Genomic DNA, 25,974 nt, shown 5'->3' on the forward strand with positions numbered 1-25,974 from the left:
TATGCCACATTTTCACACTGCACAACCCCAAGACTTCCCCCTGCCTTTTTCAAGCGGGGGCTATGAGTTTGTAGCAAGATTCACTAACGCGCACAATCCCACCCAACGCCTCATTCTCGTGCGGCAGGGCAAGCAGGAGTTTTTTATCCGTGAGAGTGTGCGCGAGGGCTCGACTTTGTATAAATGCGAAAAATCCACACGCCTAAAGCCCATTGGGATTATCAAAGACGTGCTAGGGATTTTGTGCGCACGCTCTAGTGGAGTGATAGGGCATAATCTCTCGCAAAACACCCCTAGGCAGCGCACCCAAAGCCCGTTTTTGCTCTCAAAAATGCAGGCTTATGAGTTTGTCCTCCATCATCAAAAGCCCCTAAGTATCGAAGTGGGCTTTGGCTCGGGGCGGCATTTGCTAAATCTCGCAAGACAAAATCCTAGCGAGCTTTTTTTGGGGCTAGAGATTCATACGCCATCCATCGAGCAGGTTTTGCGCCAAGTCGAGCTTTTGGGACTAAATAATCTCTATGTCTCGCATATCGATGCGCGGATTTTGCTCCAGCTTATCCCAAATGCCTCGCTAAAAAATCTCTATGTGCATTTTCCTGTGCCGTGGCATAAAAAGCCCCATAGGCGCGTGATAAGTCCGATGTCCCTGCACCACGCTATGCGCGCACTCACTCCGCGAGATGATGAGAGCCACGCCTCTTTGGGGCAGAGCGGATTTTTGCACCTGCGCACCGATGATAGGGAGTATTTTGATTATGCGCTAAGCCTCGCCCTAAGCCTGCCAAAAGCGCAGATTCTCATAGAAAAAAATGCCACCTTGCCTATCACGAGCAAATACGAGGCGCGCTGGCGCAAGCAGCAAAAAGAAATCTTTGATAGCAAGATATTTGCGCCCCCGTGCGCACAAAACGCTCAAAAATCGCTCCAAAATGGCGATTTTGTATTCCGTGGCGCGTGTGGAGATATGGCGAGTGAGGTGGTGCGACAGATTGAAAATCTCATCGCTTCGCCCGCATTGCCAAAGATTGTGGAAAAAGAGTATTTTCTGCACATAGATGCCATATACAAACACGATAGTGAGTATGTTATAGCCCTGTGTTTGGGGGATTTTGATGAGCCACAAAGTGCGTTTGTGCTACTCCAAAATGGCGCGATGCGCTACCTCAATGCCCCGCCACTCCCTACACAAGCGGCTTTAGCGGCTCATAGGCTTTTGATACACATCTTAGAATCTAAGGATACACCTTGAGTGCGATTATAGAAGCAAAAAATCTGAATCTAGGCTACAAAAACGATGAGAATGTCATCAAAAACGCAAGTTTTAGCGTGCGTGCTAAGGAATTTGTGTTTATTACCGGGGCGAGTGGGAGCGGCAAAAGCACGATTTTAAGCTCCCTGTATGGGCATTTGCCTATCAAAGGTGGGAGTCTTGAGGTGTATGGGGTCAATATGTCTCGCGCTTCCAAATCCAAGATTCACTACCTGCGGCAAAACATCGGTATCGTCTTCCAAGACTACAAGCTCGTCAAAGAATGGAATATCGAGAGAAATGTAATGCTGCCTATGAGTATCAATGGCTACAAAAAAGAGATTTGCAAAGAGCAGGTGGAGCGACTCCTAGCGCATATTAAACTCTCGCATAAGGCAAATAAATTCCCCCTAGAGCTTAGCGGTGGGGAGCAGCAGCGCGTAGCTATGGCGAGGGCTTTGGCGCATAATCCCGCGATTATCCTAGCCGATGAGCCCACGGGGAATCTCGATGACTACTCTAGTGAGCTGATATGGAATCTCCTAAAGGGCGTCAATGAGCAGCTAGGGATTACCATCGTGGTGGTTACTCACCGCCTGCCAGAGAGCCTTAATATCAATTACAGACGCTTACATATCGAAGAAGGGGTTGTGTATGAGTTCAATTAAAAGACATTTGGCATTAATCATTCCTTTGCTTGCCCTGCTCTTTGGGATTGAGAGCATTATGCTGATTAACCGCTCCATCTCCACGCACGAGCAAAAACTCGCAAATAGCTATTCCATCATCATCGCTTCTAAAGAATCCCTAGATCTGCAAAAGGTGCAGACTTTCGTGCGTGAGGCGGAGGAGATGAAGCCTGTGGCACCAGATTATATGATAAATGAGCTCAAAAAAGAGCTTAGCAAAGACGCTCTCCAATCGCTCCAAAAAGAGCTGCCATTGTTTTACTCCTTGCGCCTTTCTGTGTTTCCAGACAAAGAACGCCTCGAGCAGATACACTCCACGCTTTTAAAGCTAAATGGCGTAACCAAGGTAGAATCTTTTAGCAAATCCCACTCACAAGTGTATAAACTCCTGCTTATCATCAAAGGTTCAGTGCTGGTGTTTTCAATCCTTAGCGCGATTCTTAGCTGCTTGCTTATGGTGAAGCAAATTGAGGTGTGGCGGTTTGAGCATAGTGAGAGAATGGAGATTATGAGCTTTTTGGGTGCGCCATCGTGGATGCGCAATAGCATACTTTTCAAGCTCGCTGTGATAGATTCAGTGCTTGTGGGCGTGATGAGTTTGTGTGCGCTGTATTATTTTAAGGCTAGTCCTTTAGCTGCTGAGCTCGCCCATACGCTAGAAGTGAGCACGCAGATTATCAAAGTGTGGAGTGATAGTATCATTTTGCTTTCCTGCTCGCTTGTTATCTCGCTTGTGTGCGTGTGCTTTGTGATACTTAAGCAAAAAGATCTCTAAATTTATGCGCGCACTTTTTTGGCTTATAGTGCTTGTATCTGCCTGTGTGTGGGCAGATATCCAAAAAGACATTACGATTAATTCCCAAAAAATCGCCCAAAACCAACAAGCCAAAGACAAAGTGAGTCAAAAAATCTCTGAAATAGGCAGTGCGATCAATGCCAAAAACCAAGAAATCATCAAGCTAGATTCACAAATTGAGAATCTCCAAAGAGAGATTAACCAAAACAAAAACAAATACTCCACACAAGAAAAATCCCTGCAAGCCAATAAAAAGCGTCAGGAGGAACTCCTACAAAAGCGCAGCGCAACAGAAGAGGAGATCGTGAGCTTGCTCAGTCAGAGTATGGCGTTTTACGCGCTAAGTGGCGAGGTGGATAGCAAAGAAGATGTGCTCTCACGAGAGATTTACACAATCCTCATCAATCTCGCAAAAAAGCGTATCAAGTCCCTAAACCAAACGCGCGATACGCTTGAGGGAGAAATCCTCAATGTCGCAAAAAATATCACACAGATTCAGAGCTCCATACAAGAGCAGACAAAAAAGCGCGACGCACTTGAGGGCATAAAAGCTAAGCAAGAGCAAATCATTGCGTCTATGCAAGAAGATCTCAAAGTCTATAACCAAAAACTTCAAGATATCAACACAGAGCGCAAGAATCTAGATTCTATCTTAAACAATCTCAAAATCACTCAAGAGCAAAATCAGAGAAAAATCCAAGAAAAAATCCAAAAAGAGGAGCAAGCCCAAGCCAAAAACCCAAAGCCAAAGCGCACGATCCAAGCAAGCAAGGATATAAAAATCGCTTCAAGTGCGTATAAAGATATCTCCACAACTTCCTATCGTGGGAGCAAGACTATCCCGCCACTCGCACCAAATAGCTTCCGTATCGAGCAAAAATTTGGTCCCACTTTTGATCCGGTGTATAAGATGAAGTTTTTTTATGAAAATATCATACTTGTGCCTAAAAATCGCAATGCCGATGTCAAAAATGTGCTCGATGGCAAGGTGGTGTTTGCCAAAGATAATCCCGTGATTAAAAAAGTGGTGATCATCGAGCATAAAGATTCGCTCTATACCGTGTATGCGTATATGGATAGAATCTCTGATACCATAAAGCCCGGTGTGTTTGTCAAAAAGGGCTACACGATAGGCAAAGTCCATGAGAAACTAAGCTTTGAAGTAACCCAAAAAGACAAGCATATCGATCCCTTGCAGCTGATTAAAATACAATGATTTAATAAAAATTTTTTTCGCCGATATGCCTGTCGTATTTCTAAAAGTTTCAAGGAGGAAACTACTATGAATATGGCAGTAAATGATATCAAGGGAGCACAAAGCCAGCTTGTGGATATGGTAAAAGCTATGCCAAGTGGCACTAGCGCGCAAAAATCCGGGAGTGTGCAGGATCTTATCCAAGATTCTATCAACAAAGAGCAAGCCAAGAAAAGCAAGGAGCATCTCAAAGAAGAGCTTGTGGAGCTAAGCAAAAAGCTCAATGACGAGATGAAGCGAGTGGGCACGAGTATAAATTTCGCATATAATGATGATATCCCCGGCTTGACGGTTACGGTAAAGGAATACGGCGGGGACAAAGTCATACGCGAGATTCCTAGCAAGGAAGCTATCGAGCTTATGAAGCGTATGCGTGAGGTTGTGGGAATTATCTTTAACCAACAAGGCTAGCTATGGCTTTAGGCAAACTAAGCTCCCTAGGCATTGGCAGCAATGTCCTGAATTATGACACCATCGAGAAGCTGCGCAAAGCCGATGAAGGCACGCAAGTCGCGCCCATAGACAAAAAAATCGAGCAAAATGTAGAGAAGCAAACACAACTTGTGGATCTCATGAGTGGTGTGCGCGAGATGAAATCCCACACAAGCAAGCTCGGGGACTACTCCACCTATTTGGGGCGATCTCATAATGTGATAGGCGACGCGGTAAAAGCCACTATCGGCGATGGCGTGCCTATCCAAGATATCAAGCTTGATATAGATTCACTAGCCCAAAGCGATATCAATGAAGTGGGGACGAAGTTTGCAGAGAGGGATTCAGTATTTAGCCAAAAAGATGCGACTTTGCGCTTTTACACTAAGGGCAAGTTTTATGAGATTGGCATAAAAGCTGGTATGACGCTTGAAGAAGTCGCCCAACTCATCACGGATAAGACAAACACCGAGGTGATTGGCACGATTATGAAAACCGGTGGCGCAAACCCCTATCAGCTGATGATCAACTCCAAAGAGACGGGCGAGCATAACAGAATCTACTTTGGCGAAACACTAAATGGCAATACGCTAAAATCCGGGAATCTTGACTTAAAAAACGACGATTTTACCCTCACGCTCACGGACAAAAAGGGCGGGAGTAAGACGCTTAGTATCGAGCTACAAACCTCCACAGAATCTAAATCTAATGACAACGCCAAAGCTCTCAAAGAGGCGATTATAAACGCGATCGCTGCGGATTCTGACTTGCAAGAATTGCTTGAGAGTGGCGAGATTAATATCGGGCTTGGCGAGAGTGGCGATAACCTTATCATCAACGACAAGCGGGGCTATAGCGTGCAGGTAGGCGGAGCTAAGAGCACGCAAATGGGCTTTAAGATAACTAATAGCAACGATAATCGTGAATCTAGCGATCTCATCACCACCCAAAAAGTCCAAGCCGGCAAGCTAGAGGGCACCATCACCATCGGCACCGTGCCCCTAGATCTCGCCACACTCACGCACAGAAACAACTCTTCTTACCAAAATGCCAAAGTTATCGCCGAGGCGATTGACAATATCGCGGGCTTGCACTCCCACGCCACAGATGATGGCAAAATCGTGATAAACTCCGATACCGGCGAGGTGAATATCAGCGCAAACAATGACGAAAAAAGTAAAAAAGCTCTAGAAGCACTAGGCAATCTCAAGCAGGGCGTGGCGATGGACTATGTGCGCACCCAAAACGATCTCTTTAAAATCAAAAATATCCAAAGGGCTCAAGATGCGATCTTTAGCTACAATGGCATACGGATGCAGCGCCCCACAAACACTATCGATGATATCGCCACGGGGATTAGTATCGAGCTGCTCTCCACCACAGAGCCGGGCAGGCCTGCTATCATCAATGTTACAAACGATAGTGAATCTATCATAGAGAGCGTTACGAAGTTTGTGGAGAGCTACAATCAGCTGAGTATGAAAGTCGATGAGCTCACGCGATATGATGAGGATACGCGTATCGCGGGAGTGTTTAATGGCGATAGTAGCGTGCGTATGATACGCCCAGCACTCAATAAGATTCTCACTTTTCATATGGGCGGGGGGATTGACAAATATTCCCTTGTCAAATACGGCATTAGCGTCAATGAAAAGGGTGTGATGAGTCTTGATGCGAGCAAACTCCGCACGGAGGTAAATAACGATCCAGAGGGCACACGCGATTTTTTCTATGGCAAGATGACGACTAGGGAGTTTCGCGAGGTGCAAATCGATGGCGTTTTTGCAATGCTCGATAAAGAATTGGCGAAATTTGTCGATGGTAGTAACTCAAGGTTGAAATTGCTTGAGGAAAGTCTCACAAGAGAGGACAAGCGACTAAAAGAAGACAGAAAGCGAGCTATCTCAATGCTTGATACGCGCTATGATTTGATGGCGCAGAGGTTTGCCGCCTATGATAGCCAAATCTCAAGGACTAATAACGCTTTTAATAGCGTGCAGATGATGATAGATCAATCTGTCGCTAAGAAATAAGGGGGATATATGAGAAGCACAAATGCTTACAATCTGTATCAGCAAAATTCTGTGATGGTGGAGTCGCCTGTGAAGCTTGTGGAGATGCTCTATGAGGGGATTTTGCGATTTTGTGCGCAGACAAAACGCTATATGGAAGCCCAAGATATAGAGAAAAAAATCTATTATATCAATCGCACTACTGATATTTTCACAGAATTGCTCAATACCCTTGATTACGAGAGGGGCGGGGATGTCGCGGTGTATCTCACGGGGCTTTATACCCACCAAATCAAGCTCCTAACCCAAGCCAATGTCACCAACGACACTGCAAAAATCGATATCGTGATGAATGTGGCCAGAGGATTGCTCGAGGCGTGGCGTGAAGTCAATGCCGATGAGCTAATGCGCTAATGAGCTTTGGCACGCAGCAGTGGCTAGACGCGCTCAAAGTCGCGATTCTTAGCCAAGACGATCAGAGGGCTTTTCTCCTCACCCAAGAGCTCCCAGACGATCTCGCCCAAAGCCCCCTAGAATCTAAGCTCCAAGCCAAGGAGCTCATCTCCCAAACCCTCAAACTTCTCACTTACAAAAAGCAACTTGCCAAAACCTCAATGGAGCAGATAAAGGCGGCTAAGGCGTTTTTGGAAAGCTAGATTCTACAAATGCAGCTTTTGTGCGTAAGGAAAATGGCTCCTTTGGGAATCATCGCAGAGATTTGGCGGGTTTGGGGAGTAGTCACTACCGCTTAAGGTAGCTCCTACCCCCGCACCCGACAAAAACTCCACAAGCACCACCGCCTCTGTTGCGATAGCAACCCACCCTACTTGCACAATACTAATTTTCTAAAGAAACTTCGTTTTTTGCTTGCAGTAGCAAGCTTATAGAATCTATACCACGCTAAGAGGCAAGCCAAGTGCCGAATGTAGGAAAACTACAGATCTCGTGTGGGTTTAGAATCTAAATCAATTATAGAATCTACAACACCAAAAACCTTAACAAGGCTTTGCTAAATACAAATAATAATGTGCGCGATAGCGCAAGCTGAGCAGAATCTAAGGATTTAGATTCTGCCATTTTTGCGGAGCAAAAATCCAATCAAATGTGTAGTGCGGTAGCGCATACCGCCCCTCGCCCTTGTCGTGGTGGCGAAAATCGGGAAAAAGGTGGGAGCAGTGCCACCACAACGATTGCGCTAGAAGTGGGGATAGCGAGGCACTCCCGCCAAAAGATATACTTTGTGGCTGCCAAAAAAGAGCCAACGGGTTGCAAGTAAAGCCACAGCAAAAACGCGGCGCTTTATCTTTTTGTGGGCTTTAAGAGTGCGGGGAGGGGATAATACCCCTTTTCTTTTGCGCAAACAAGTGATGATGAGAATCTAGAACATATCCGTGAGAGCGTGAATCTAGGAGGTTAGATTCTAAGTTTGCCACAGATTCTGAATCTGCTTTAGATTCTATGTTGCGTAGATTCTGTGTGTTTGATAAAGGTGCTTCGCATAGGATATTTTGATTGGATTTTTGCTCCGCAAAAATGGCGCAATTTTGCAATTGCGCTACTGCATGCACTATTATTGATATCGGGCAAAGTTTTGATGAGGTTTTTGATATCGGGCAAAGTTTTGATGAGGTTTTTGGCGTTGTGGATTGTGTGAATTGTTTAGAATCTGAAACTATTGAGTTAGGTTGTGTAATGGCTTCAGAGAATCTGTAATCTAGATCTATTGTTTCACTCATGGGCGCTCAAATCTCCACTGCTTTGCTACGCACACATACACGCAACTCTTAAGCGAGATTTTGCGATTTTCTAGTGTCGGCGCGTCAGAAATGCCGCTTGGCGATGGAGTAGATTTTATAAACCAAACCAGATTCTCCTTTGGAGATTTGTTGTCGCTCGTGTCGCGCCTCATCGCCCCATCATAGACACGAGGCCTCGCCTCGGGCACAAAGGATAGTTTAGGACACACAAACCCACAATGACTCTAAAACTTCTTATCCGCTAGATTCTCATTGACAGAATCCGCCAAGCTCTGAACTTGCTGCGCGATGTGGTGCGTGTTGTGCGCGGCTTGTGTGTTGTGCTGATTGCTAGATTCTAGCGCACTCATAGATTGGTTAATCTGCTCGATTCCCTCGCTTTGCTTAGCGATCTCACTCATCGTCTTATCGATGCTCTCAATCAGCACGCTGATGTTTGCCTCGATTTGGTTAAGACTCGTGCTCGTGCGCTCGGCAAGTTTTCTCACTTCATCAGCCACCACGGCAAACCCACGCCCATGCTCGCCTGCGCGCGCGGCTTCAATCGCGGCATTGAGTGCGAGGAGGTTGGTTTGTGAGGCGATGTCTTGGATCATGCTCACGATGGAGCGGATGTGCTGGGTTTGCTCAATCACTTCTTTGGAATGCTCATTAATCCCCTGTATGGCGACATACATAGATTCTGTGTGAGCGGCATTGATACTTAGCTGCTGTGTTTGCTGCGTGGCGGCACTCATGAGATTCTCCACTTCGCTATTTAGCGTGCGTGAATCTAGCTCAAGCTTTTGGGCCATATCATAGGAGTTTGCTAGGAGCGAGCGGATTTGCGCTCCTAGTGTGTTGATACTGCTCTCAAACTCCCCATTTGCACGCTCCAAAGTCGGCGTAAAGTCAAAACGCCTATAAGATTCTAAAAGTTGTGAGATAGCTGGGAGCGATGTGCCGATTTTGCGCTCTAGCTGCTCTAGTGTGGTATTAAAGAGTGCGATGAGCTTATTTATCTGATCGCTTGCGCCCTTGGTGTGTATGCGCTTGCTCAAATCCCCATCTTGCACGATTTTTAGTGCTTCTATGGTGTCTTGGATAGCGGCATTGTCGCTGTTGATTTGGGATTGGATGTCTTTGGTGCTTTGGTTGATGAGTGTGGCCATCACACCTAGTCTGTCTCGGCTCTCTAGGGGTATGGGGCTCGCCACGCTGCGCTCTTTGCGCAAAAAGCTAAAAAACTCCGCGAGCCCATTGCTCACCATAGTGATGGAGCTCACTAGCCCATGCACAATAAAAAATCCAAACCCGCTAGAGATAATCACATACACAATCACTCCCCACATACTGATGGTGACGATGTGGCTAGCAAACTCCTCATCGATATGGGCTGTGATTTGATCGATTTGATCGACATACACGCCTGTGCCAATCCACAGATTTTTCTCGCCCGCTATCATCGTGACGTAGGAGATTTTGGGCGTATCGACGAGCTTGTCATTGACTTTTTTGGGCCACACATAATGCACAAATCCACCGCCTTGCTGTGAGACTTTATAGAGCTCTTGGATAAGGAGCACGCCATTAGGATCTTTGTGATTTATGAGATCTTTGCCTAGAATATCTTGCATATAATACGGATAGGCAACGGCTGTGTGCTCACGATAGACAAAGAAGTATCCGCTTTCATCAGGTTCAAAAGTCGCGTGCGCTAGGAGTGTGTTGATAGTGCGCTCTTTTTGCACGGGATCGGTTATGCCTTTGGTGGCCTCTGTGATGAGGTTTGCCATAGAATCCACCTGATTGCGCAGTTGGTTTTCTATCGTGGATTCTATGTTTTGTTGCACGATGGTGTGGGCTTGTGATCTAAGCTGGAGGTCAAGGATTGCGATAACGCCGATACTCACAAGCAAAAGGATTGATAAAAGAATGGCCAAACGCCATTCGACTTTGATATTTTTCATTAAATCCTCCTTAATAAGTCCTTTTCCTTAAGATAGCATATTTTATGATAACTTGCGTAAGATTAAGATATGGTATTTTTTGGCAGGGGCTTTTTCTCACTTTGTATAGAAATGAAACAAAAACTTAAACTTTATCGGTTGCTTAATAAGGGTAGTCGCCGCTGTGGTTGTGAGGAGCGAGTGGCAATTCATTTACCACGAGCGGTATCAAGTTTGTGAAACAAACTTGCATTAAATCAATGCACTCTATTTTTGGATTCTAAATACTCCTCATAGCTCCCGCGGAAATCGATGACTTTTGCCGCGCCATTTTCTACTGCCACAAGCTCGATGATACGATTGGCATACGCATCGATAAGCTCTCTATCGTGGCTCACGCATAGCACATTCCCGCCAAAGCGATAGAGTGCCTCGCCAAGGGCAATGATGGATTCTAAATCAAGGTGGTTGGTGGGCTCATCAAGCACCAAAAAATTCCCGCCCTCAAGCATAATCTTGCTGAGCACCATTCTGTGCTTCTCGCCCCCGCTTAGCGCGTTTATAGACTTCTCCTGCTCCTCCCCGCTAAAGAGCATTCGCCCTAGCGCGTTGCGTATCTCGCCACTCTCTTTTTTCTTATCAAAGCCCCTAAGCCACTCATAGAGGCTCTCCTCGCCCCTTATCTCCTCGCTCACATTTTGGGGGAAATAACTGCGCTCAATCGTCGCGCCCCACTTGACTACGCCACTATCTGCCCCTAGCTCCTCTACTAGAATCTGCACTAGCGTGCTTTTGCCCACGCCATTTGCCCCAATAAGCGCGATTTTATCGCCGGGCAAAATCTTTAGGCTAAGATTTTCTAGCACCTTTTTATCCCCATAGCTTTTGGAGATATTTTCGCACTCTAGGGCTTCGTTGCCAATAGCGCGGTTTGGCTTAAAGACGATACTAGGATCGCGCCGCGAGCTCACGGCGAGATTTTGTATATCGAGCTTTTCTAGCTGCTTTTGGCGGCTTGTGGCTTGCTTGGCTTTGGAGGCGTTGGCAGAAAAGCGGCGGATAAAGCTCTCTAGCTCCTCTTTTTCTTTGAGTTTTTTGTTGCGCTCGGCTTCTTGCTGCTTGGCAATGAGTGTGGAGGCGATATACCAATCATCATAATTCCCGCTAAACTCGCGCACACCGCCAAAATCCATATCCAAAATATGCGTGCAGACGCTATTTAGAAAGTGCCTATCGTGGCTGATGACTACCATTGTGCCCTCGTGCCGCTTGAGGTTTTCCTCTAGCCACGCGATAGAGGGCAAGTCGAGGTTATTGGTAGGCTCATCAAGGAGCAAAATATCGGGCTTTGGGAAAAGCACTTGGGCGAGCAAAATCTTAAACTTATCGCCCCCTGTGAGCGTGCTCATTAGCTCACTATGTTTGTCAGCAGAGAATCCTAAGTCCTCTAAAATCTTTTCTATCACCACATCGTATTCATACATCGGATCTTCCTCAGCACAAATCATCTCAAGCTCGCCCAGCTCCTCATTAGTCGCCTCATCGCTCAAATCCGCGTTTTCATAGAGATATTCCTTGCGCTTTAGCGCGTCATAAAGCCGTTTGTTGCCAATGAGCACCGCGTCTTTTAGGCTAAGATTTTCAAAGGCATACTGATCCTGTCCTAGCACCCCAAGGCGCGCATTTGGCGCGATGACTACCTCGCCACTACTTGCCTCATAAGCCCCACTTAGGATTTTTAAAAAAGTCGATTTGCCCGCGCCATTTGCGCCAATGAGCCCATATCGCTTGCCAGAATCTAGCACTAGATTCACATTTTCAAAGAGTTTTTTTGTCGGATAACGCATTGAAAGGTTGATGGTTTGTAGCATTGTCTGTCCTTAAGGGATTGTGTTTTGTAAGTATTGTATAGCAGGTTTATTGATAAAGTCTTTAAGGAGGGCAGAATCTAGGCACTATACCTGCACAAGGCGATGGTTTGCTAGCGTGTAGATTCTATCGCACATTTGGGCGATATGTGTATCGTGGGTGGCGATGATGATACCGGCATTTTGTGCCCTCACATACTCAAACACACATTCCATCACTTTATGCGCGGTTTGTGAATCCAAATTCCCCGTGGGCTCATCGGCAAAGATAATCTTTGGTTTTTTGCTAAGCACCCTCGCGATAGAGAGGCGTTGCTGCTGCCCTCCGCTTAGCTCGCCGATTTGTTGCTTGAGTGTGTGGGCTATCTCAAATCGCTCGAGTAACTCCATATCAATAGGCTGATTGCTCATTATGCTTGCTAGCTCGAGATTTTCTCTGACATCAAATCCGCGAAAGAGATAGTGCGCTTGAAAAATAATGCCAAGCTCATAGCGGCGTATGCGCAGCAGCTCCTGTGCTCTAAGCGCGTAAATATCGCGAGATGCTAGGATATTTACCACTCCGCTTGTTGGTTTTAGCATTGTAGAGAGGTTGTTTAAAATCGTGCTTTTCCCGCTCCCACTCACGCCGATTATGGCGATTTTCTCGCCCGCATTTAGCGTGAGGTTTAATCCCTCATAGATTGTATAATCAAAGCTATGGCTTAAGTTTTGTGCGCTTAGTAACTCCATTTTCACTCCTTTTGGCTTAGCTGCGCGCTTCTCTCACATCGGATAATCCACGCAAACACACGCGATACCGCTACATACAGCTCGGGCGCGATTTCTGAATCTAGCGGCGCATTAAGCAGTGAATCCACCAACGCTTCATTACAAAATAGCGGCACTTCAAACTCCTTTGCTTTAGCGATGATACGCATAGCCACCTCGCCCCTGCCGCTTGCCACGACTTTTGGGGCATTGTGTGTGGCGGCATTATACGCGAGTGCTGCGGCTTTGGCAAATGGCTTTGGCATTGCTAGAAGGCAAGCTGGATAGAATCTATGCTCGCCCACGATTTTGGGGAGCGCGTGGGGATTTGGTTATGGGCTTGGAGGTTTTGGAGGATTGCTAGAGTGTTGCGCACAAACATATCGGTTTCGAGATTTACGCGTTGGGAGAGTTTGTAGGTTTTAAAGAGCGTGTTGTGCAGCGTGTGGGGGATAATCGTGAGCCAAAAGCCACTAGGCGCGACATCCACAATCGTGAGACTGACGCCATCTACGCTGATGGAGCCTTTGGGCAAAATCGCTTTTAGCGTCTGTGGCGCGGTGCTTAGGAAAAAATCGCTTTGCGCGGCGTGGTGGGTGATAGCCTCTATCACGCCTATGCCATCGATATGCCCCTGCACGATATGCCCATCTAGCCGAGAATCCGCGCGTAACGCCGGCTCGATATGCACGGGGGCGTTGGGCGAAAAATTTTCTAAAGCAATGAGGGATTTTGTCGTCTCGCTCAGCTCGGCGACAAAGCCTTTTTTGCTAGATTCTATAGCCGTGAGGCACACGCCATTAACCGCGATAGAATCTCCGATACGAGGCTCATACTCACACAGCACGCTAAGCCTATTGCCTCTCAAACTCGCGATTTTGCCAATCTCTCTGATAAGCCCACTAAACATCACAACCCTTGCTTAAACTTACTTGTGCTACAATGTAGCTTTCATTATCAAAAATTTTATCACAATTTTTCTCAAAGGTTTTTTAGACGATGATGATTGATACGCATTGCCATTTGGATTCACAAGCCTATGATGGGGATTTGGATAGCGTGATTAGTGAGGCTTTTAGTGCGGGGGTTAGGCAGATTATCATACCCGGTGCGTTTGGTGGCGATCTCCCTAGGGCTAGGGACATAGCACATCGCTACGAGTCTATTTATTTTGCAGCGGGGATTCACCCCTGTGAGCTTGAGAGCTTTGATAGGGATTTGCTCCTAGAGTTCGCGCGCGATGAGAAGTGCGTGGCTATCGGGGAGTGTGGGCTAGATTATTTTCGCTTGCCAGATTCAGAAGTGGAGGCGTATAAAGCGCGCCAAAAGGAGCTTTTTGTCACACAGATTGAGCTCGCCCTAGAGCTTGACAAACCGCTTATCGTGCATATTCGCGAGGCGTCAAACGATGCCTTTGAGATTCTAAAAAACTACCCAAATCTTAGAGGCGTGTTGCATTGCTTTAACGCCGATAGAATCTTGCTAGGGCTTGAAAATTTTTATTATGGCATTGGCGGGGTTTGCACCTTTAAAAACGCGCGTAGGCTCATAGAAGTGCTGCCATCAGTGCCACTAGATCGCTTGCTGCTAGAGACGGATGCGCCCTATCTCACGCCCCACCCACACAGAGGAGAACGCAATGAGCCAAAGTATATCCCACTTATCGCGGAGAAAATCGCTGAGATACTCCACCGCACGCCTACAGAGATTCACACCATAAGCACGCAAAATGCCTACACACTCTTTAGCCAAGTGCCGCCAATCTATGCCGCCTGCACGAGTATAGAGGCGGAGGCGGAGCAAGCCCTATGAAGTGCTTAAGAAGCATACTTTTGGGCGCGATGATGGTGCTAAGCTGCGCGGGGGAGGAGTATTATTCCTTTGTGCATAGTGATGGGCATACGCCAAAGATTTTGCAATCTTTTGGGCTAGGCTATGACTTTTTGCCCGAGCAGGCAGATCAGCGCGACGCGATAGAATCTAGCGCGCAGTATTTTCTCAAGCGATTTGACAATAGCTACACTTTTATCCCCATTATCCGCAGTATGATAGCCCAAGAGGGCTTGCCCCAAGAGTTTTTATTCCTCGCGATGGTGGAATCGGAATTTATCATTAACGCCAAAAGCTCCAAAAAAGCCTCGGGTATTTGGCAGTTTATGCCCGCTACTGCTAAGGGGCTGGGGCTAGAGATAAACGACTATATCGATGAGCGACAAGATTCTATCAAAAGCACGCAGGCAGCCATCACCTACCTAAAACAGCTCTATAACCTCACAGGGGAGTGGTATCTAGCGATGATGGCGTATAATTGTGGCTACACGCGTTTGCAAAAAGCCATAGAGGAAGCCGGGGGCGATAGCTCGCTCCAAACCCTGCTCGATGAGGACAAAAAATACCTCCCGCCCGAAACGCGCAACTATATCCGCAAGATTGTGGCGATGAGCTTGGTGTTTAACGACGCGGATTTTTTGAAAAGCAACGATTCTGAATACCTCCTCAATCGCGGCGCGACTGATACCCTAGCGATTTTAAAGCTAAAAAGCGGTGTGCCCCTAGGCATCATCGCCCAAAGTGCGGGAATGTCGCTAAATGAATTGCGCAGCTATAATATGCACTTTAAATACGCGTTTTTGCCCCCCGGAGCGGGCGATAAGGAATACAATGTCTATCTGCCATACGAGAAGCTCGCACGCTTTAAGCAGCATTTTGACGCGAACTATCAGCCAAACTCCGCCTTTATGATGCACAAAGTCCAAAAGGGCGATACGCTAAGTTCCATCGCGCGCCAATACAAAACAAGTATCAATGAGCTAAAACGCGTCAATGGCTTAAGCACCACGCGGCTTTCAATCAACCAAAAGCTTATAATCCCAATCCCCAAAAAAACATAGAATCTAAGGTGGCGTATGAAAAGATTTGCTCTCATAATAGCCGTGATAGCTGTGGTGGCACACGCACTGCTAGGCGCGGAAAAACTAGAGGTTAATGCCAAAACTTTCCGTAGCGATGACAGGACCAACCTCATCGAGCTCAACTCCGATGTGTTTGTCAAAAAAGCCAACGACAAGCTTTGGGCGGACAAGGTAGTCATCAAAACCGACAAAAAGCGCAAGCCCCTAGAATACACCGCCACGGGCAATGTGAGATTCTATGTAGAGACAGAAGATGGCAGGAAGATAAATGGCAGCGCGCAAAAAGTCGTGTATGATACGCTCAAAGACGAGTATCGCCTCTATGAAAACGCTAAGATTCAAGAAAAAGATAGCCCCAATACCATCACAGGGGAGTTTATGACGCTAAACAACAAACAGGGGCAGGCGTATTCAGAAGGTGCTAAAGATAAGCCCACGACGCTGATATTTTTGCTCGATGAGGACGAGGATAAGGATTCTAAAGCAAAAGATTCTAAGCCAAAGGGCAATGCTAAGGGCAAATGAGGCGCGTGTATGATGATCGCCAAAAACGCGCACTTCCTCACTAGCGCACAGCATATCGCCCAAGCCCCGAGTGCGCAGCATAGCGAGGTTGTATTCCTAGGGCGTAGCAATGTGGGCAAATCGAGCCTGCTCAATCTCCTGCTAGGCAAAAAACTTGCCAAAAGCTCTGCCACGCCGGGTAAGACACAGCTTATAAATTTTTTTAGCGTGGAATTTGTGCGCGAGAGCGAGACAATCCCGCTTGTGTTTGTGGATTTGCCCGGGTTTGGGTATGCGAAAGTGAGCAAGGAGATAAAGGCTAAGTGGGAGCGGCATTTGCTGGAGTTTTTGCGACAGCGAGGGAGTATCAGGCTCTTTATCCATTTGCGCGATGCGCGCCACCCAAATCTAGCGCAAGATGATGAGGTGTGCGCACTGATTGAGGGCTTTAAGCGCGGGGATCAGGAGATCCTCACAATCTTTACCAAAGCCGATAAGCTCACCCAAAGCGAGCTAAGCAAGCTCAAAAACGCCCGCGCATTGCTTAGCAGCACACAGCATAACCCAAAGCTAAAAATCCCCACCACAGAGGATTTGCGCGCCTTTGTGCTAGAGAGAGTGCTAGGCGAGGCGTGAGGTGCGCCACCAATCCCACAAAAAGACTACAAACCCAACAAACGCCATAACACACCAAGGGCTAGGACATGCTTTTGAAAATCTTTTGGATTTAAGCTTGTGTGGTTTGAATCCACAGCCTTTGTAAATCCTAGCCCTTAATAAGATTCTATACTATCACGCCTCCGCCAAGCACCACATCGCCATCATACACCACGAGAGCCTGTCCCTTTGCCACGCCATAGGCACTCTCTTGCAATTGTGCAGTGATGATGCCATTTTCCACACTCACACGCGCTTTGATAGGAGTGGAGCGATAGCGGATTTTGACTTCATACAATTCCTTGGTAAGTGGGATATTAAGCGATTTGTTGGCTGCATACACGATATTGGTTTGTAGCTCCTCTTTGCTGCCTACGATGAGCTCGTTTTTGTCGGGATTTATCCCCATCACATAATGGGGCTCGTGCGCGCCAAAGACTCTAAAGCCCTTGCGCTTGCCGATAGTGTATTGCATATAGCCATTATGCTCGCCCACCACTTCGCCTTGAGCGTTGCGCACTATGCCCTTTTGCTCGACTTGCTCGTGTTTTTTGAGCACATCGATATAATCCGTCTCGACAAAACAAATCTCTTGAGAATCTTTATAAGTCTCTAGTGTGCCCAAAAACGGCAGGATTTGGAGCGCGGTGGGTTTGATCTCTGCCTTGAGGCTATCCCCTAGTGGGAAAATGATAGAATCTATCGCCTCTTGTGGCAGTGCATAGAGGAAGTAGCTTTGATCTTTTGTCTCATCACGCGCCTTTTGGATTCGCTTTATCCCATTGTATTGCGTGATCTTAGCATAATGCCCCGTGGCGATATGCTCACAGCCTAGCTTTTTTGCCTCCTGCAGGGCTAAGCCAAATTTGATAAGCGGATTGCAAAGCGTGCAGGGGTTTGGCGTCTCGCCGCGCTTGTAAGCATTAACAAACTCATCATACACGATCGCCCTAAACTCCGCTTGGGCTTGCAGGATATGAAACTCTATGCCCAGCTCCGCGCTCACCTTTTGGCAGTTTGCGATAAAGACTTCGTGTTTTGCTTCTTTGTCGTGGAGTTTGAGGTAGATTCCCACCACTTCATAGCCTTGGGATTTGAGCAGATGGGCACAATAGGAGCTATCCACACCACCGCTCATTAGCAGTGCTACTTTTTTTGACATCACATTCCTTTTACTACTTGGGATTTGAGGCTTGGCATTGTAGAGCGTTAAGGTAAATTATCAAGGAATATTTAAAGGGTGCGTGTGCTATAATCGCGCCTTTTATTGTGAGAAAGGATTAGGATTGATTTTAGATCACGAACTGCCCCAAGGGAGCAAACTCTACTTTGGCAAATCCGCGAGACTAAAGCGCGATATAGAATCTAAGGCTATAAAGATTCTCTATGAGAACGACTATAAGGAGATTGCCACACCTATTTTTAGCTTCCTAAGCCACCAAGATGACTTTTCTAACCGCGATATGATTTGCTTTAGCGGTGAGGACAACCATCAGATTGTGTTGCGCTATGATAGCACGATTGATGTGATGCGTATCATTACCAAGCGAATCGCGCGCAGCACGAGCCATAAGAAGTGGTTTTATATCCAGCCTGTGTATGACTATCCCACCACCGAGCTGCACCAAATCGGCGCGGAATTTCTCGATGGCGTCTCGCTCACGCCGGTTATGGGGCTTTCAGCGATGATTATGGGCGAGCTTGGGTTGTCCCCCATTTTGCAGATTTGTAACCAAAAAATTCCCCTTTTGTGCGCCAAACACCTAAGTATCGATATCCAAGCATTTAACAATCCCGATATGGAATCTATCGCGAACAAAGAGCGTTTTTTAAAAGATCTCATTGAGGTGAATACGCGGCAGGATTTGGAGCGATGTATCAAAAATATGCCACGCTTCCTCACCACAGAGCTAGAGGCAATGCTAGAGTGCGCGAGTTTTTGTGAGTATAAAGAGAGTATTTTTTCTCCGCTTTTTTACGCGCCGGGGCAGTATTATGAGGATTTGTTTTATCGTATGATTTGTGGCAATACAATCCTTGTTATCGGGGGCAAATACACGATTTCCCAAACGCCCTCGTGTGGCTTTGCCATCTATACGGATAATATCGTAGATATTTTGCTTAGATAATCATTACAAACATAAGGGAGCGTGAGCAATGGCAGATTTAGTCGTTGGGATTCAGTGGGGTGATGAGGGCAAGGGCAAAATCGTCGATGCGCTTGCTAAGGATTATGAGTATGTCGTGCGCTACCAAGGAGGGCATAACGCTGGGCATACGATTGTGGTAAATGGACAAAAAATCGCCCTGCACCTTATCCCATCGGGGATTTTGTATCCGCATTGCAAAAATGTTATCGGCAATGGCGTAGTTATCGATCCTAGCGCGCTTTTAAAAGAGTTAGAACCATTTGAAAACCTCCAAGGGCGACTTTTTATCAGCGACAAGGCGCATATCATTTTGCCCTATCATAGCCTGCTTGATAAAGCAAAGGAAGCGCACAAAAAAGACAGAGCTATTGGCACTACAGGCAAGGGTATCGGACCAGCTTATACGGACAAAATCGCGCGCAGTGGGATTCGTATGGTGGATTTGCGGGATTTTGGGGCTTTGGAGCAAAAAATCGCCAATGCCCTAAAAGAAATGCAGGTTTTGCAGGATAAATACAACTTTGTGTTGCCGAGCTTAGATTCTGTAATGAGTGGGTTAGAATCTAGCGCGAAAGTGCTGCTGCCCTTTGTGTGTGATACCACGCAGCTTTTGTGGCGAGCACAGGAGGGCGGTAAGAAGATTCTGTGTGAGGGCGCGCAGGGAAGTATGCTAGATATCGATCACGGCACCTATCCCTTTGTGACAAGCTCTAACACCACGGCTTCAGGCGCGTGTAGCGGCACGGGGCTAGCCCCACGCGATATGGAACAAGTGATAGGGATAGCCAAGGCGTATTGCACAAGAGTGGGCAATGGCGTGTTTCCTACCGAGGATTTTGGGCAAAGTGGCGAGTATATCCGCCAAAGAGGCGCGGAGTTTGGTACGACTACGGGGCGAGCTCGGCGGTGTGGGTGGTTTGACGCGGTAGCAGTCAAATACGCGTGCCGTATCAATGGCTGCACGAGCTTGGCGATTATGAAAATGGATGTGCTCGATGGATTGGAGCGTATCAAAGTCTGCACCGCGTATGAGTATAATGGAGAGCAAATCGCCTATATCCCCACAGATTACGAAAATGTCAGGCCCATCTACACTGAGTTTGCTGGCTGGGATAGTGTGGCGGGCATACGCGATGAGTCCGCTCTCCCACCAAGCGCAAAAGCCTATATCGAGTTTTTGGAGCAGTTTGTGGGAGTAAAGATCTCCCTACTCTCCACAAGCCCCGATAGAGAAGATGTGATCACGCGCTAAGGAGAGGCTTTGAAGACAAAATTTAGCGCGATCCTTAGCCTGCGCCACAAAGCACTCCAAAGCTGTGAGCGCAAGATGATGCAGCACAATCTCCTCGTAGCACAAAAGCAAGCCGAGATTGATGCGTTTATGCGTGATGTGGGGCAGGTGCGTTTCCCTACAAGCGGGGATTTTGGCGTGTATCGCGCACTTATGCAGACTAGAGACAATCTTTTGGGGCATATCGACACACTCCATAGCGAGCTCTCCCATCTCAAAGCCCAAGCCAAAACCTTGCGTGAGGAATACAAAGCCCTCCATATCGAATACGAAAAAATCAAATACCTTGATACCAAGGAGCGAGAATCTAAGCTCAAAGCCCTAAAAATCGCGCACGATAAGGAGCTCGATGAGATCTCTATCCTACTCCATCGCAGGGGGGTGGTATGAGAGCGGTATGGGTTGGCGCGCTGTGCGCGTTTTGTGGGCTGCTGCTATCAGCCCCGCTTCAAAGTGGCTCATCGCCTAGCACGCAGGGCACGCAGCTGCTTGATTGCAATATCATCTTTGATCAGCGCAAGGACGAGATCCGCCAAGAGCTCCAAGCCATAGACGAGCGTCAGCAAGCCCTCCAAGTGCTCCAAAACGCCACGCAAGTGATTTTGGAGGAAAAAAGCCGTAAATTAAGCGAGCAAGAATCCCAAATCAATGAAAAAATCCTAGAGTTCCAAAAGGCAAAAGAGCAGGCAAGGGCGGAGTTTCAAAAGCTCCAAGAGCAAGCCGAGCTCGATATGAAAGCGCGCGAGGAGTATATCCAAGATCTCCTTGCTAAAAACGAAGAGATTTTGCGCAAAATGCAAAAGGGCAGCGATGACAAAATCACGCAGAGCTATCAGCAGATGAAAGAGGGCAAGTCCGCGGCGATATTTGAGCAAATGCCAGAGCAAGAAGTCGTGGCAATCCTCTCGAGTATGAATCCCAAGGATGTGAGTAAAATCCTCGCCAAGATGGACGCGCAAAAAGCCGCGATGATAACGCAAAAAATGCGCCAGCCACAGGGCGAGCAAGCCTCCAATCTCCCGCCAGCCCCACAACCTCCTAAAAGTGAGTTTGTAGATTCTCTAGAGGCGCAATCCGTGCAAACCCCCGCGCAGTCTTTAGAATCTACGCAATCTCCCCTAGAGCAAGATTCACAACCACCACAAGATGAAAACAACTAGACAAGTCGGAGTGCGATGATGGCGATGTATCATTTGGGGCTTATTAGTGTCAATGAGCCGCTTATAGCGGGATTGTATGCGCAGCCACGCACAGAGGAGGGCAAGGGGAGCGGTATGAGGCTGCACAAAATGTATAGATTCTATGGGCACACCACACACGCGCTTAATGAGCTTTTTAGCACGCTTTTAAGCGAGGGCGTGGGTTTGGGGCGTATCTACTACGCGCGTGGTCCGGGGCGTTTTAGCGCGCTCAAAGCCACGCATATCTACCTCCACACGCTTGCCCAGACTCGGGGTTATGAGCTCTTTAGCCTCCCAAGCTTTGCCTTTAATGACAATCAGCCTATCCACGCCTTTGCTGATAAATATTTTCTCTTACGCGATGGCGAGATTGTTTTAGAATCTAGCCAGCAAGCAGGGGAGTTTGTGCTGCCACAGATTCTCTATCCCCAAGAATTTGGGCGTGAGAATACCCCGCTGTATGTCCTGCCAGCGGTATGAGGAGAGCGTATGCAATCTAGATTAAATCTCATCGTCCCCGCCACAAGCGCAAATCTCGGTCCGGGTTTTGATTGCCTAGGACTAGCCCTAGGCTTGTATAACAAAATCCAAATCACCCCCGCCAATATCACAAGCGTGCAAATCATAGGCGAGGGCGAGCAATACCTAAAACTCAAAGTCGATAATGTCTTTGTCAAAATCTTTTCACAGATTCTAGAGCGTTATGACAGGCAGGCGCGTTGCAAGTTTTTGTTTGAAAACACTATCCCCGTTTCACGCGGGCTTGGCTCGAGCTCGGCGGTGATTGTGAGCGCGATTTATGCAGCACTCAAATATATGGGCGAGCCAATCGATAAGCAAAAGATTCTAAATCTCGCCATAGAATACGAAAACCACCCAGATAATATCACTCCCGCGACTTTTGGTGGCTTTAATGTCGCGATTTTGGAGCACTATGGCAGCAAGATTCAAACCCAAAATGTCGTGCATATCCGTGCTGATATTCCAGATTCTCTGCGTGCGGTGGTGGCGATCCCTACACAGAGCATCTCGACTAAGCACTCGCGACGGAGTCTGCCAAAGCTCTATAAACTCAAGGATTGTGTGTTTAACCTCTCGCATTCCTCACTTTTGAGCGCGGCATTTTTGCAGGGCGATTGGGAAAAGCTGCGCCTAGCAAGCCGCGATAGAATCCACCAAAACACGCGTATGAAAGCCTTGCCTATGCTCTTTGCACTGCAGCGCACCGCGTTAGAGAATGGCGCACTATTAAGCACGCTTAGCGGGAGTGGCTCATCATTCCTTAATGTCTGCTACAAGGACGATGCGCACAATCTCGCGCGCACTCTTGAGCAAAATTTCCCAAAATGCCGCATACTCACACTAGGGTTTGACAATCTGGGCGTTAGAGAATTTTAATTAGAATGTTGGTATAATGATGAGAAACCCCAAACAGACGAGAATGTGCGTGGCTTGTAGGGCGAGGCTTTTGCAGAGTGAATTGAAGAGATTGCAAGTTGTGCAAAATGCCTTGTGTGTATTTAGCGGTGTGGGCAGGAGCTTTTATCTCTGTGCGCGTTGCTATGAGGATCCAAAGGCGATGCGCGGCGTGATGAAACGCTACAAAATACAGCAAAACACAGAATCTAAAGGAGTATGACAAGTATGGCAAAAGTGAGACTAACCAAAGTGGCGGAGGAATGTGCCAAAAGCACCAAGGAGGTGTTTGAAAAAGCCCTAGAGATGGGCTTAAATGTCAAGACGACTTCTTCGAGTATCACAGAGGAGGAGGCGGGCGCACTCTATGAGTTTTTATCCACAGGGATTAATCCCAATCCACCCAAGCCCAAAGCCCCCGCCAAAGAAAAATCCTCTACCAAAAAAACCACCAAGCCAAAAGCTACCAAAGATCCTAAGCCCACACAAGAAGCGCAAGATACACAAGATTCCAAAGAGCCGCAGCAAGCCCCCAAGACAGAGCCACTAGAGCCCAAAAAAGAGCTAGATTCTGAACCTCTCCCAGAGCCTAGCAAAGAACCGCCCAAAAAGGGACTTCGCATCGTGCGCAAAAATGAGCAGCCAAAGCCCGAGCAAAACAAGCAGCCCTCATCGCTTAGCTACAAGGAGCTTTTAGCCCAAACCCAAAATGAGGAATACAAAGCCAAGCCCAAAAAATCGCCCAAAGCCCGCCCCGCGCACAAGCATAGCGGCGAGCACAAAATCGATATTTTAGAAGATAGGGAGATTACTTTTGAGCGGGATTATGATGATGAGCAAGATGAGATTATGCTCTTTGATCTCAATGAGCGCGAAGTGCGCGATGAGGAGGAGGAAAACCGCCTAAAGCAAGCCATTACCGAGCGCGTGCAAGTGCATAAAAAAAGCCCGTGGATGAATGAGGGCTCTATCCGCCGCGGCAGCAGAAAAAACAAAAAATACCAACAAAAAGAGCCACCAAAAGAGCTAAAAAGTGTCATCTCAATCCCCGAGGAAGTGCGCGTGTATGAGTTTGCCGAGCTCTCTGGCAGGGAGCTAAAAGATGTGATAAAGACGCTCTTTGATCTGGGAGTGATGGCGACAAAAAACGACTTTTTGGACAAAGATTCTATCGAGATTTTGGCGGAGGAATTTAAGATAGAGGTTTCTATCATTGATGAAAAAAGCAGCCTTGAAGTCGCGTATGAGGAAAACACAAGCTCGCTCAAAGAGCGTCCGCCAGTGGTTACGATTATGGGGCATGTCGATCACGGCAAAACCTCTTTGCTCGATTATATCCGCAACTCTCGCATAGCGCACAAAGAGGCGGGCGGGATCACGCAGCATATCGGCGCGTATATGGTGCAAAAGGACGATAAGATCATCAGCTTTATCGATACGCCCGGACACGAGGCGTTTAGCAGTATGCGCAGTCGTGGCGCGCAGGTAACCGATATCGCTATCATCGTGATAGCCGCAGATGATGGTGTCAAGCCTCAGACGATAGAGGCACTCAATCACGCCAAGGCAGCGGGCGTGCAAATCATCATCGCGATGAATAAAATGGACAAAGAAAACACCAATCCCGACAAGCTCAAAGCCGAATGCGCCGAGCTAGGATTTACCCCAAATGATTGGGGCGGGGAGTATGAGTTTATCCCCATTTCAGCTAAAACGGGCTTAGGCGTGGATACGCTGCTAGAGACGATCCTCATACAAGCCCAGCTCCTAGAGCTCAAAGCCGCAAGTGAGGGCAAGGCAAAGGCGGTGGTGCTAGAGGGGAGTTTGGAAAAAGGGCGCGGACCAGTGGCGACTATCATCGTGCAGAGCGGGACTTTGCAAGTGGGAGATTCTGTCGTGGCGGGGACGGCTTTTGGACGCATACGCGCTATGAATGACGATCTAGGGCGCGCGGTAAAATCCCTCACGCCTTCAAGTGTCGCGCAAATCGTGGGCTTATCGGAAGTGCCAGAGGCGGGAAGCACGCTTGTGGCACTAGATAGCGAGGCGCAAGCACGCGAATATGCCCAAAAGCGCGCCTTGTATTTGCGCCAAAAAGAGCTTAGCAAGAGCACCAAGGTTACCTTTGAGGAGTTGGGCGATATGGTGGCACAGGGCAATCTCGCCGTGCTGCCCGTGATTGTCAAAGCCGATACGCAGGGCAGCCTCGAGGCTATCAGGGCGAGCTTGGAGGGGCTTAGCAATGATGAGGTGCGTGTGAATATCGTTAGTGCCAGCGTGGGAGGGATCACCGAGGGCGATGTCTCGCTAGCAAGTGCGAGCGAAAATAGCTTCATACTTGGCTTTAATGTCCGCCCCACAGGCAATGTCAAAGCCAAGGCAAAAGAACTAAGCGTAGAGATTAAGACTTATTCTGTGATTTATGCCCTGCTTGATGAGATTAAAGGACTCATATCTGGAATGATGAATCCGGTAATACAAGAGGAGGATACCGGACAAGCCCAAGTGCGCGAGACATTCACGATCCCCAAAGTCGGCGTAGTCGCGGGCTGTATGGTGGTAGATGGCACTATCACGCGCGGTATCAAGGTGCGCCTCATACGCGATGGTGTGGTGGTGCATACTGGGCAAATCGCCTCACTCAAGCGCTTCAAAGACGATGTGAAAGAAGTGGGCAAGGGCTATGAGTGTGGCATAATGCTTGAGGGCTACAACGATGTGCGTGTGGGCGATGTGTTTGAGACATTTAGGGAGGTTAAACTCCATGCACAAATTTGATAAAGCCATAGCAAGAGAGGCTTTGGCCTCTTTCTTTCCATAGATTTGGTTATGTGTGGATTTTGTCCTACAATCTCTTTGTGCAGGAATTTGCCCTAGCCCCAAAGCCCAAAAGGCGCAAATATCTCAAGGTTTTCTGTCTGCGCCGTTTTAATTTTTTAGAAAAATTACGCGCCTTTGTAAGATTGTCTTATCATAATGCGATTTTAGAATCTAAACAATTACACAATCTCGCACTTAGATTCTATGTATGCTCGCGTAAGCGGAGCGAAGTGGGGATTCACTCCCCACGAGCGATAACAAGTTTTGCCAAAAGGCGGGTTTATAGAAAAGGTGCTAGCCCAAG

The 25,974-nt window shown here is 47.5% G+C and carries 30 protein-coding genes; 22 read left to right on the forward strand and 8 right to left on the reverse strand.

The window, feature by feature from the left end:
- The first annotated feature begins 1 nt into the window (after position 1).
- From trmB to ACH2BK_RS08205, 8 genes are all read left to right on the forward strand, one after another.
- A complete protein-coding gene (trmB, locus tag ACH2BK_RS08170) occupies positions 2 to 1,252 on the forward strand; it encodes a tRNA (guanosine(46)-N7)-methyltransferase TrmB (RefSeq protein ID WP_395003275.1) in 1,251 nt (416 codons plus the stop codon).
- Positions 1,249 to 1,920, forward strand: a complete 672-nt coding sequence (locus ACH2BK_RS08175; RefSeq protein WP_394996863.1) for a cell division ATP-binding protein FtsE — start codon at positions 1,249 to 1,251, stop codon at positions 1,918 to 1,920. The genes trmB and ACH2BK_RS08175 overlap by 4 nt, the downstream gene beginning before the upstream one ends.
- Positions 1,907 to 2,716, forward strand: a complete 810-nt coding sequence (locus ACH2BK_RS08180) for an FtsX-like permease family protein (protein ID WP_394996859.1) — start codon at positions 1,907 to 1,909, stop codon at positions 2,714 to 2,716. Before ACH2BK_RS08175 ends, ACH2BK_RS08180 begins: the two co-directional genes overlap by 14 nt.
- 4 nt (positions 2,717 to 2,720) lie before the next feature.
- Positions 2,721 to 3,953, forward strand: a complete 1,233-nt coding sequence (locus ACH2BK_RS08185) for a murein hydrolase activator EnvC family protein (protein ID WP_395003277.1) — start codon at positions 2,721 to 2,723, stop codon at positions 3,951 to 3,953.
- A 66-nt stretch (positions 3,954 to 4,019) separates the two neighbouring features.
- Positions 4,020 to 4,403, forward strand: a complete 384-nt coding sequence (locus ACH2BK_RS08190) for a FlaG family protein (RefSeq protein WP_394996852.1) — start codon at positions 4,020 to 4,022, stop codon at positions 4,401 to 4,403.
- A gap of 2 nt (positions 4,404 to 4,405) precedes the next feature.
- Positions 4,406 to 6,457 carry a flagellar filament capping protein FliD gene (fliD, locus tag ACH2BK_RS08195; RefSeq protein ID WP_395003279.1) on the forward strand — a complete coding sequence of 684 codons (2,052 nt, stop codon included), beginning with the start codon at positions 4,406 to 4,408 and terminating at the stop codon, positions 6,455 to 6,457.
- A gap of 9 nt (positions 6,458 to 6,466) precedes the next feature.
- On the forward strand, positions 6,467 to 6,850 hold the full coding sequence (fliS, locus tag ACH2BK_RS08200; protein WP_394996847.1) for a flagellar export chaperone FliS: 384 nt from the start codon (positions 6,467 to 6,469) through the stop codon (positions 6,848 to 6,850).
- A complete protein-coding gene (locus ACH2BK_RS08205; RefSeq protein WP_395003282.1) occupies positions 6,850 to 7,092 on the forward strand; it encodes a hypothetical protein in 243 nt (80 codons plus the stop codon). Before fliS ends, ACH2BK_RS08205 begins: the two co-directional genes overlap by 1 nt.
- A gap of 3 nt (positions 7,093 to 7,095) precedes the next feature.
- Here the strand turns inward: ACH2BK_RS08205 and ACH2BK_RS08210 are convergent, their stop codons facing one another.
- Together ACH2BK_RS08210 and ACH2BK_RS08215 are read right to left on the reverse strand one after the other, a co-directional pair.
- Complete coding sequence (locus ACH2BK_RS08210) at positions 7,096 to 7,269, reverse strand: hypothetical protein (protein ID WP_395003284.1); 174 nt, start codon at positions 7,267 to 7,269, stop codon at positions 7,096 to 7,098.
- A 483-nt stretch (positions 7,270 to 7,752) separates the two neighbouring features.
- The gene (locus tag ACH2BK_RS08215; protein WP_394996841.1) at positions 7,753 to 7,986 is read right to left on the reverse strand and encodes a hypothetical protein; all 234 of its coding nucleotides are present in this window, start codon (positions 7,984 to 7,986) and stop codon (positions 7,753 to 7,755) included.
- 246 nt (positions 7,987 to 8,232) lie between these two features.
- Here ACH2BK_RS08215 and ACH2BK_RS08220 point away from each other — a divergent pair, with 246 nt between their 5' ends.
- Positions 8,233 to 8,358: a hypothetical protein gene (locus tag ACH2BK_RS08220; protein ID WP_395003286.1), complete on the forward strand. Its 126-nt coding sequence runs from the start codon at positions 8,233 to 8,235 to the stop codon at positions 8,356 to 8,358.
- A 59-nt stretch (positions 8,359 to 8,417) separates the two neighbouring features.
- On the opposite strand, the gene ACH2BK_RS08225 is transcribed toward ACH2BK_RS08220, so the two are convergent.
- From ACH2BK_RS08225 to ribE, 5 genes are all read right to left on the reverse strand, one after another.
- Entirely contained in the window at positions 8,418 to 10,142 is a 1,725-nt protein-coding gene (locus ACH2BK_RS08225) for a methyl-accepting chemotaxis protein (protein WP_395003288.1), read from the reverse strand.
- 236 nt (positions 10,143 to 10,378) lie between these two features.
- Positions 10,379 to 11,992: an ABC-F family ATP-binding cassette domain-containing protein gene (locus ACH2BK_RS08230; protein ID WP_395003290.1), complete on the reverse strand. Its 1,614-nt coding sequence runs from the start codon at positions 11,990 to 11,992 to the stop codon at positions 10,379 to 10,381.
- Between the two features lie 84 nt (positions 11,993 to 12,076).
- Entirely contained in the window at positions 12,077 to 12,721 is a 645-nt protein-coding gene (locus ACH2BK_RS08235; RefSeq protein WP_395003292.1) for an ABC transporter ATP-binding protein, read from the reverse strand.
- A gap of 2 nt (positions 12,722 to 12,723) precedes the next feature.
- On the reverse strand, positions 12,724 to 13,005 hold the full coding sequence (locus ACH2BK_RS08240; protein ID WP_394996835.1) for an EscU/YscU/HrcU family type III secretion system export apparatus switch protein: 282 nt from the start codon (positions 13,003 to 13,005) through the stop codon (positions 12,724 to 12,726).
- Between the two features lie 2 nt (positions 13,006 to 13,007).
- Positions 13,008 to 13,649 carry a riboflavin synthase gene (gene ribE, locus ACH2BK_RS08245; RefSeq protein WP_394996912.1) on the reverse strand — a complete coding sequence of 214 codons (642 nt, stop codon included), beginning with the start codon at positions 13,647 to 13,649 and terminating at the stop codon, positions 13,008 to 13,010.
- 89 nt (positions 13,650 to 13,738) lie between these two features.
- On the opposite strand from ribE, the gene ACH2BK_RS08250 reads away from it, so the two are divergent.
- Genes ACH2BK_RS08250 through yihA form a run of 4 tightly spaced genes read left to right on the forward strand, consistent with a single transcriptional unit; the run spans position 13,739 to position 16,791 of the window.
- Positions 13,739 to 14,551 carry a TatD family hydrolase gene (locus ACH2BK_RS08250; protein WP_395003295.1) on the forward strand — a complete coding sequence of 271 codons (813 nt, stop codon included), beginning with the start codon at positions 13,739 to 13,741 and terminating at the stop codon, positions 14,549 to 14,551.
- On the forward strand, positions 14,548 to 15,630 hold the full coding sequence (locus ACH2BK_RS08255) for a transglycosylase SLT domain-containing protein (protein WP_395003297.1): 1,083 nt from the start codon (positions 14,548 to 14,550) through the stop codon (positions 15,628 to 15,630). Before ACH2BK_RS08250 ends, ACH2BK_RS08255 begins: the two co-directional genes overlap by 4 nt.
- A 15-nt stretch (positions 15,631 to 15,645) precedes the next feature.
- Positions 15,646 to 16,176 carry a lipopolysaccharide transport periplasmic protein LptA gene (lptA, locus tag ACH2BK_RS08260; RefSeq protein ID WP_394996830.1) on the forward strand — a complete coding sequence of 177 codons (531 nt, stop codon included), beginning with the start codon at positions 15,646 to 15,648 and terminating at the stop codon, positions 16,174 to 16,176.
- Between the two features lie 9 nt (positions 16,177 to 16,185).
- Positions 16,186 to 16,791, forward strand: a complete 606-nt coding sequence (gene yihA / locus ACH2BK_RS08265) for a ribosome biogenesis GTP-binding protein YihA/YsxC (protein WP_395003299.1) — start codon at positions 16,186 to 16,188, stop codon at positions 16,789 to 16,791.
- Positions 16,792 to 16,939: 148 nt separating this feature from the next.
- On the opposite strand, the gene mnmA is transcribed toward yihA, so the two are convergent.
- Positions 16,940 to 17,974 (reverse strand): tRNA 2-thiouridine(34) synthase MnmA, encoded by a 1,035-nt coding sequence (mnmA, locus tag ACH2BK_RS08270; protein ID WP_394996827.1) that lies wholly within the window; start codon positions 17,972 to 17,974, stop codon positions 16,940 to 16,942.
- Between the two features lie 124 nt (positions 17,975 to 18,098).
- On the opposite strand from mnmA, the gene ACH2BK_RS08275 reads away from it, so the two are divergent.
- The 9 genes from ACH2BK_RS08275 to ACH2BK_RS08315 form a co-directional block, all read left to right on the forward strand.
- Positions 18,099 to 18,941 (forward strand): ATP phosphoribosyltransferase regulatory subunit, encoded by an 843-nt coding sequence (locus ACH2BK_RS08275; RefSeq protein WP_395003301.1) that lies wholly within the window; start codon positions 18,099 to 18,101, stop codon positions 18,939 to 18,941.
- 28 nt (positions 18,942 to 18,969) lie between these two features.
- The gene (locus ACH2BK_RS08280) at positions 18,970 to 20,214 is read left to right on the forward strand and encodes an adenylosuccinate synthase (protein ID WP_395003303.1); all 1,245 of its coding nucleotides are present in this window, start codon (positions 18,970 to 18,972) and stop codon (positions 20,212 to 20,214) included.
- A gap of 9 nt (positions 20,215 to 20,223) precedes the next feature.
- Positions 20,224 to 20,643, forward strand: coding sequence for a flagellar export protein FliJ (locus ACH2BK_RS08285; protein WP_395003305.1), 420 nt, complete (start codon positions 20,224 to 20,226; stop codon positions 20,641 to 20,643).
- Entirely contained in the window at positions 20,640 to 21,413 is a 774-nt protein-coding gene (locus ACH2BK_RS08290; protein WP_395003307.1) for a MotE family protein, read from the forward strand. The genes ACH2BK_RS08285 and ACH2BK_RS08290 overlap by 4 nt, the downstream gene beginning before the upstream one ends.
- A 15-nt stretch (positions 21,414 to 21,428) precedes the next feature.
- The gene (locus tag ACH2BK_RS08295) at positions 21,429 to 21,914 is read left to right on the forward strand and encodes a hypothetical protein (protein WP_395003309.1); all 486 of its coding nucleotides are present in this window, start codon (positions 21,429 to 21,431) and stop codon (positions 21,912 to 21,914) included.
- Between the two features lie 9 nt (positions 21,915 to 21,923).
- Positions 21,924 to 22,832 carry a homoserine kinase gene (gene thrB / locus ACH2BK_RS08300; protein ID WP_395003311.1) on the forward strand — a complete coding sequence of 303 codons (909 nt, stop codon included), beginning with the start codon at positions 21,924 to 21,926 and terminating at the stop codon, positions 22,830 to 22,832.
- A gap of 16 nt (positions 22,833 to 22,848) precedes the next feature.
- Positions 22,849 to 23,073, forward strand: coding sequence for a DUF448 domain-containing protein (locus tag ACH2BK_RS08305; protein WP_395003313.1), 225 nt, complete (start codon positions 22,849 to 22,851; stop codon positions 23,071 to 23,073).
- 5 nt (positions 23,074 to 23,078) lie between these two features.
- A complete protein-coding gene (infB, locus tag ACH2BK_RS08310) occupies positions 23,079 to 25,628 on the forward strand; it encodes a translation initiation factor IF-2 (RefSeq protein WP_395003315.1) in 2,550 nt (849 codons plus the stop codon).
- Between the two features lie 62 nt (positions 25,629 to 25,690).
- The coding region (locus tag ACH2BK_RS08315; RefSeq protein WP_395003317.1) for a hypothetical protein at positions 25,691 to 25,974 on the forward strand (284 nt) is incomplete at its 3' end.

Source organism: uncultured Helicobacter sp. (assembly GCF_949282165.1).
Lineage (GTDB): Bacteria > Campylobacterota > Campylobacteria > Campylobacterales > Helicobacteraceae > Helicobacter_F.

Coding starts and splice junctions, on each gene's coding strand:
- trmB (WP_395003275.1), top strand. CDS start 2: ATGCCACATTTTCACACTGCACAACCCCAAGACTTCCCCCTGCCTTTT.
- ACH2BK_RS08180 (WP_394996859.1), top strand. CDS start 1,907: ATGAGTTCAATTAAAAGACATTTGGCATTAATCATTCCTTTGCTTGCC.
- ACH2BK_RS08185 (WP_395003277.1), top strand. CDS start 2,721: ATGCGCGCACTTTTTTGGCTTATAGTGCTTGTATCTGCCTGTGTGTGG.
- ACH2BK_RS08190 (WP_394996852.1), top strand. CDS start 4,020: ATGAATATGGCAGTAAATGATATCAAGGGAGCACAAAGCCAGCTTGTG.
- fliD (WP_395003279.1), top strand. CDS start 4,406: ATGGCTTTAGGCAAACTAAGCTCCCTAGGCATTGGCAGCAATGTCCTG.
- fliS (WP_394996847.1), top strand. CDS start 6,467: ATGAGAAGCACAAATGCTTACAATCTGTATCAGCAAAATTCTGTGATG.
- ACH2BK_RS08205 (WP_395003282.1), top strand. CDS start 6,850: ATGAGCTTTGGCACGCAGCAGTGGCTAGACGCGCTCAAAGTCGCGATT.
- ACH2BK_RS08225 (WP_395003288.1), bottom strand. CDS start 10,142: ATGAAAAATATCAAAGTCGAATGGCGTTTGGCCATTCTTTTATCAATC.
- ACH2BK_RS08230 (WP_395003290.1), bottom strand. CDS start 11,992: ATGCTACAAACCATCAACCTTTCAATGCGTTATCCGACAAAAAAACTC.
- ACH2BK_RS08235 (WP_395003292.1), bottom strand. CDS start 12,721: ATGGAGTTACTAAGCGCACAAAACTTAAGCCATAGCTTTGATTATACA.
- ACH2BK_RS08240 (WP_394996835.1), bottom strand. CDS start 13,005: ATGCCAAAGCCATTTGCCAAAGCCGCAGCACTCGCGTATAATGCCGCC.
- ribE (WP_394996912.1), bottom strand. CDS start 13,649: ATGTTTAGTGGGCTTATCAGAGAGATTGGCAAAATCGCGAGTTTGAGA.
- ACH2BK_RS08250 (WP_395003295.1), top strand. CDS start 13,739: ATGATGATTGATACGCATTGCCATTTGGATTCACAAGCCTATGATGGG.
- ACH2BK_RS08255 (WP_395003297.1), top strand. CDS start 14,548: ATGAAGTGCTTAAGAAGCATACTTTTGGGCGCGATGATGGTGCTAAGC.
- lptA (WP_394996830.1), top strand. CDS start 15,646: ATGAAAAGATTTGCTCTCATAATAGCCGTGATAGCTGTGGTGGCACAC.
- yihA (WP_395003299.1), top strand. CDS start 16,186: ATGATGATCGCCAAAAACGCGCACTTCCTCACTAGCGCACAGCATATC.
- mnmA (WP_394996827.1), bottom strand. CDS start 17,974: ATGTCAAAAAAAGTAGCACTGCTAATGAGCGGTGGTGTGGATAGCTCC.
- ACH2BK_RS08280 (WP_395003303.1), top strand. CDS start 18,970: ATGGCAGATTTAGTCGTTGGGATTCAGTGGGGTGATGAGGGCAAGGGC.
- ACH2BK_RS08290 (WP_395003307.1), top strand. CDS start 20,640: ATGAGAGCGGTATGGGTTGGCGCGCTGTGCGCGTTTTGTGGGCTGCTG.
- ACH2BK_RS08295 (WP_395003309.1), top strand. CDS start 21,429: ATGATGGCGATGTATCATTTGGGGCTTATTAGTGTCAATGAGCCGCTT.
- thrB (WP_395003311.1), top strand. CDS start 21,924: ATGCAATCTAGATTAAATCTCATCGTCCCCGCCACAAGCGCAAATCTC.
- ACH2BK_RS08305 (WP_395003313.1), top strand. CDS start 22,849: ATGATGAGAAACCCCAAACAGACGAGAATGTGCGTGGCTTGTAGGGCG.
- infB (WP_395003315.1), top strand. CDS start 23,079: ATGGCAAAAGTGAGACTAACCAAAGTGGCGGAGGAATGTGCCAAAAGC.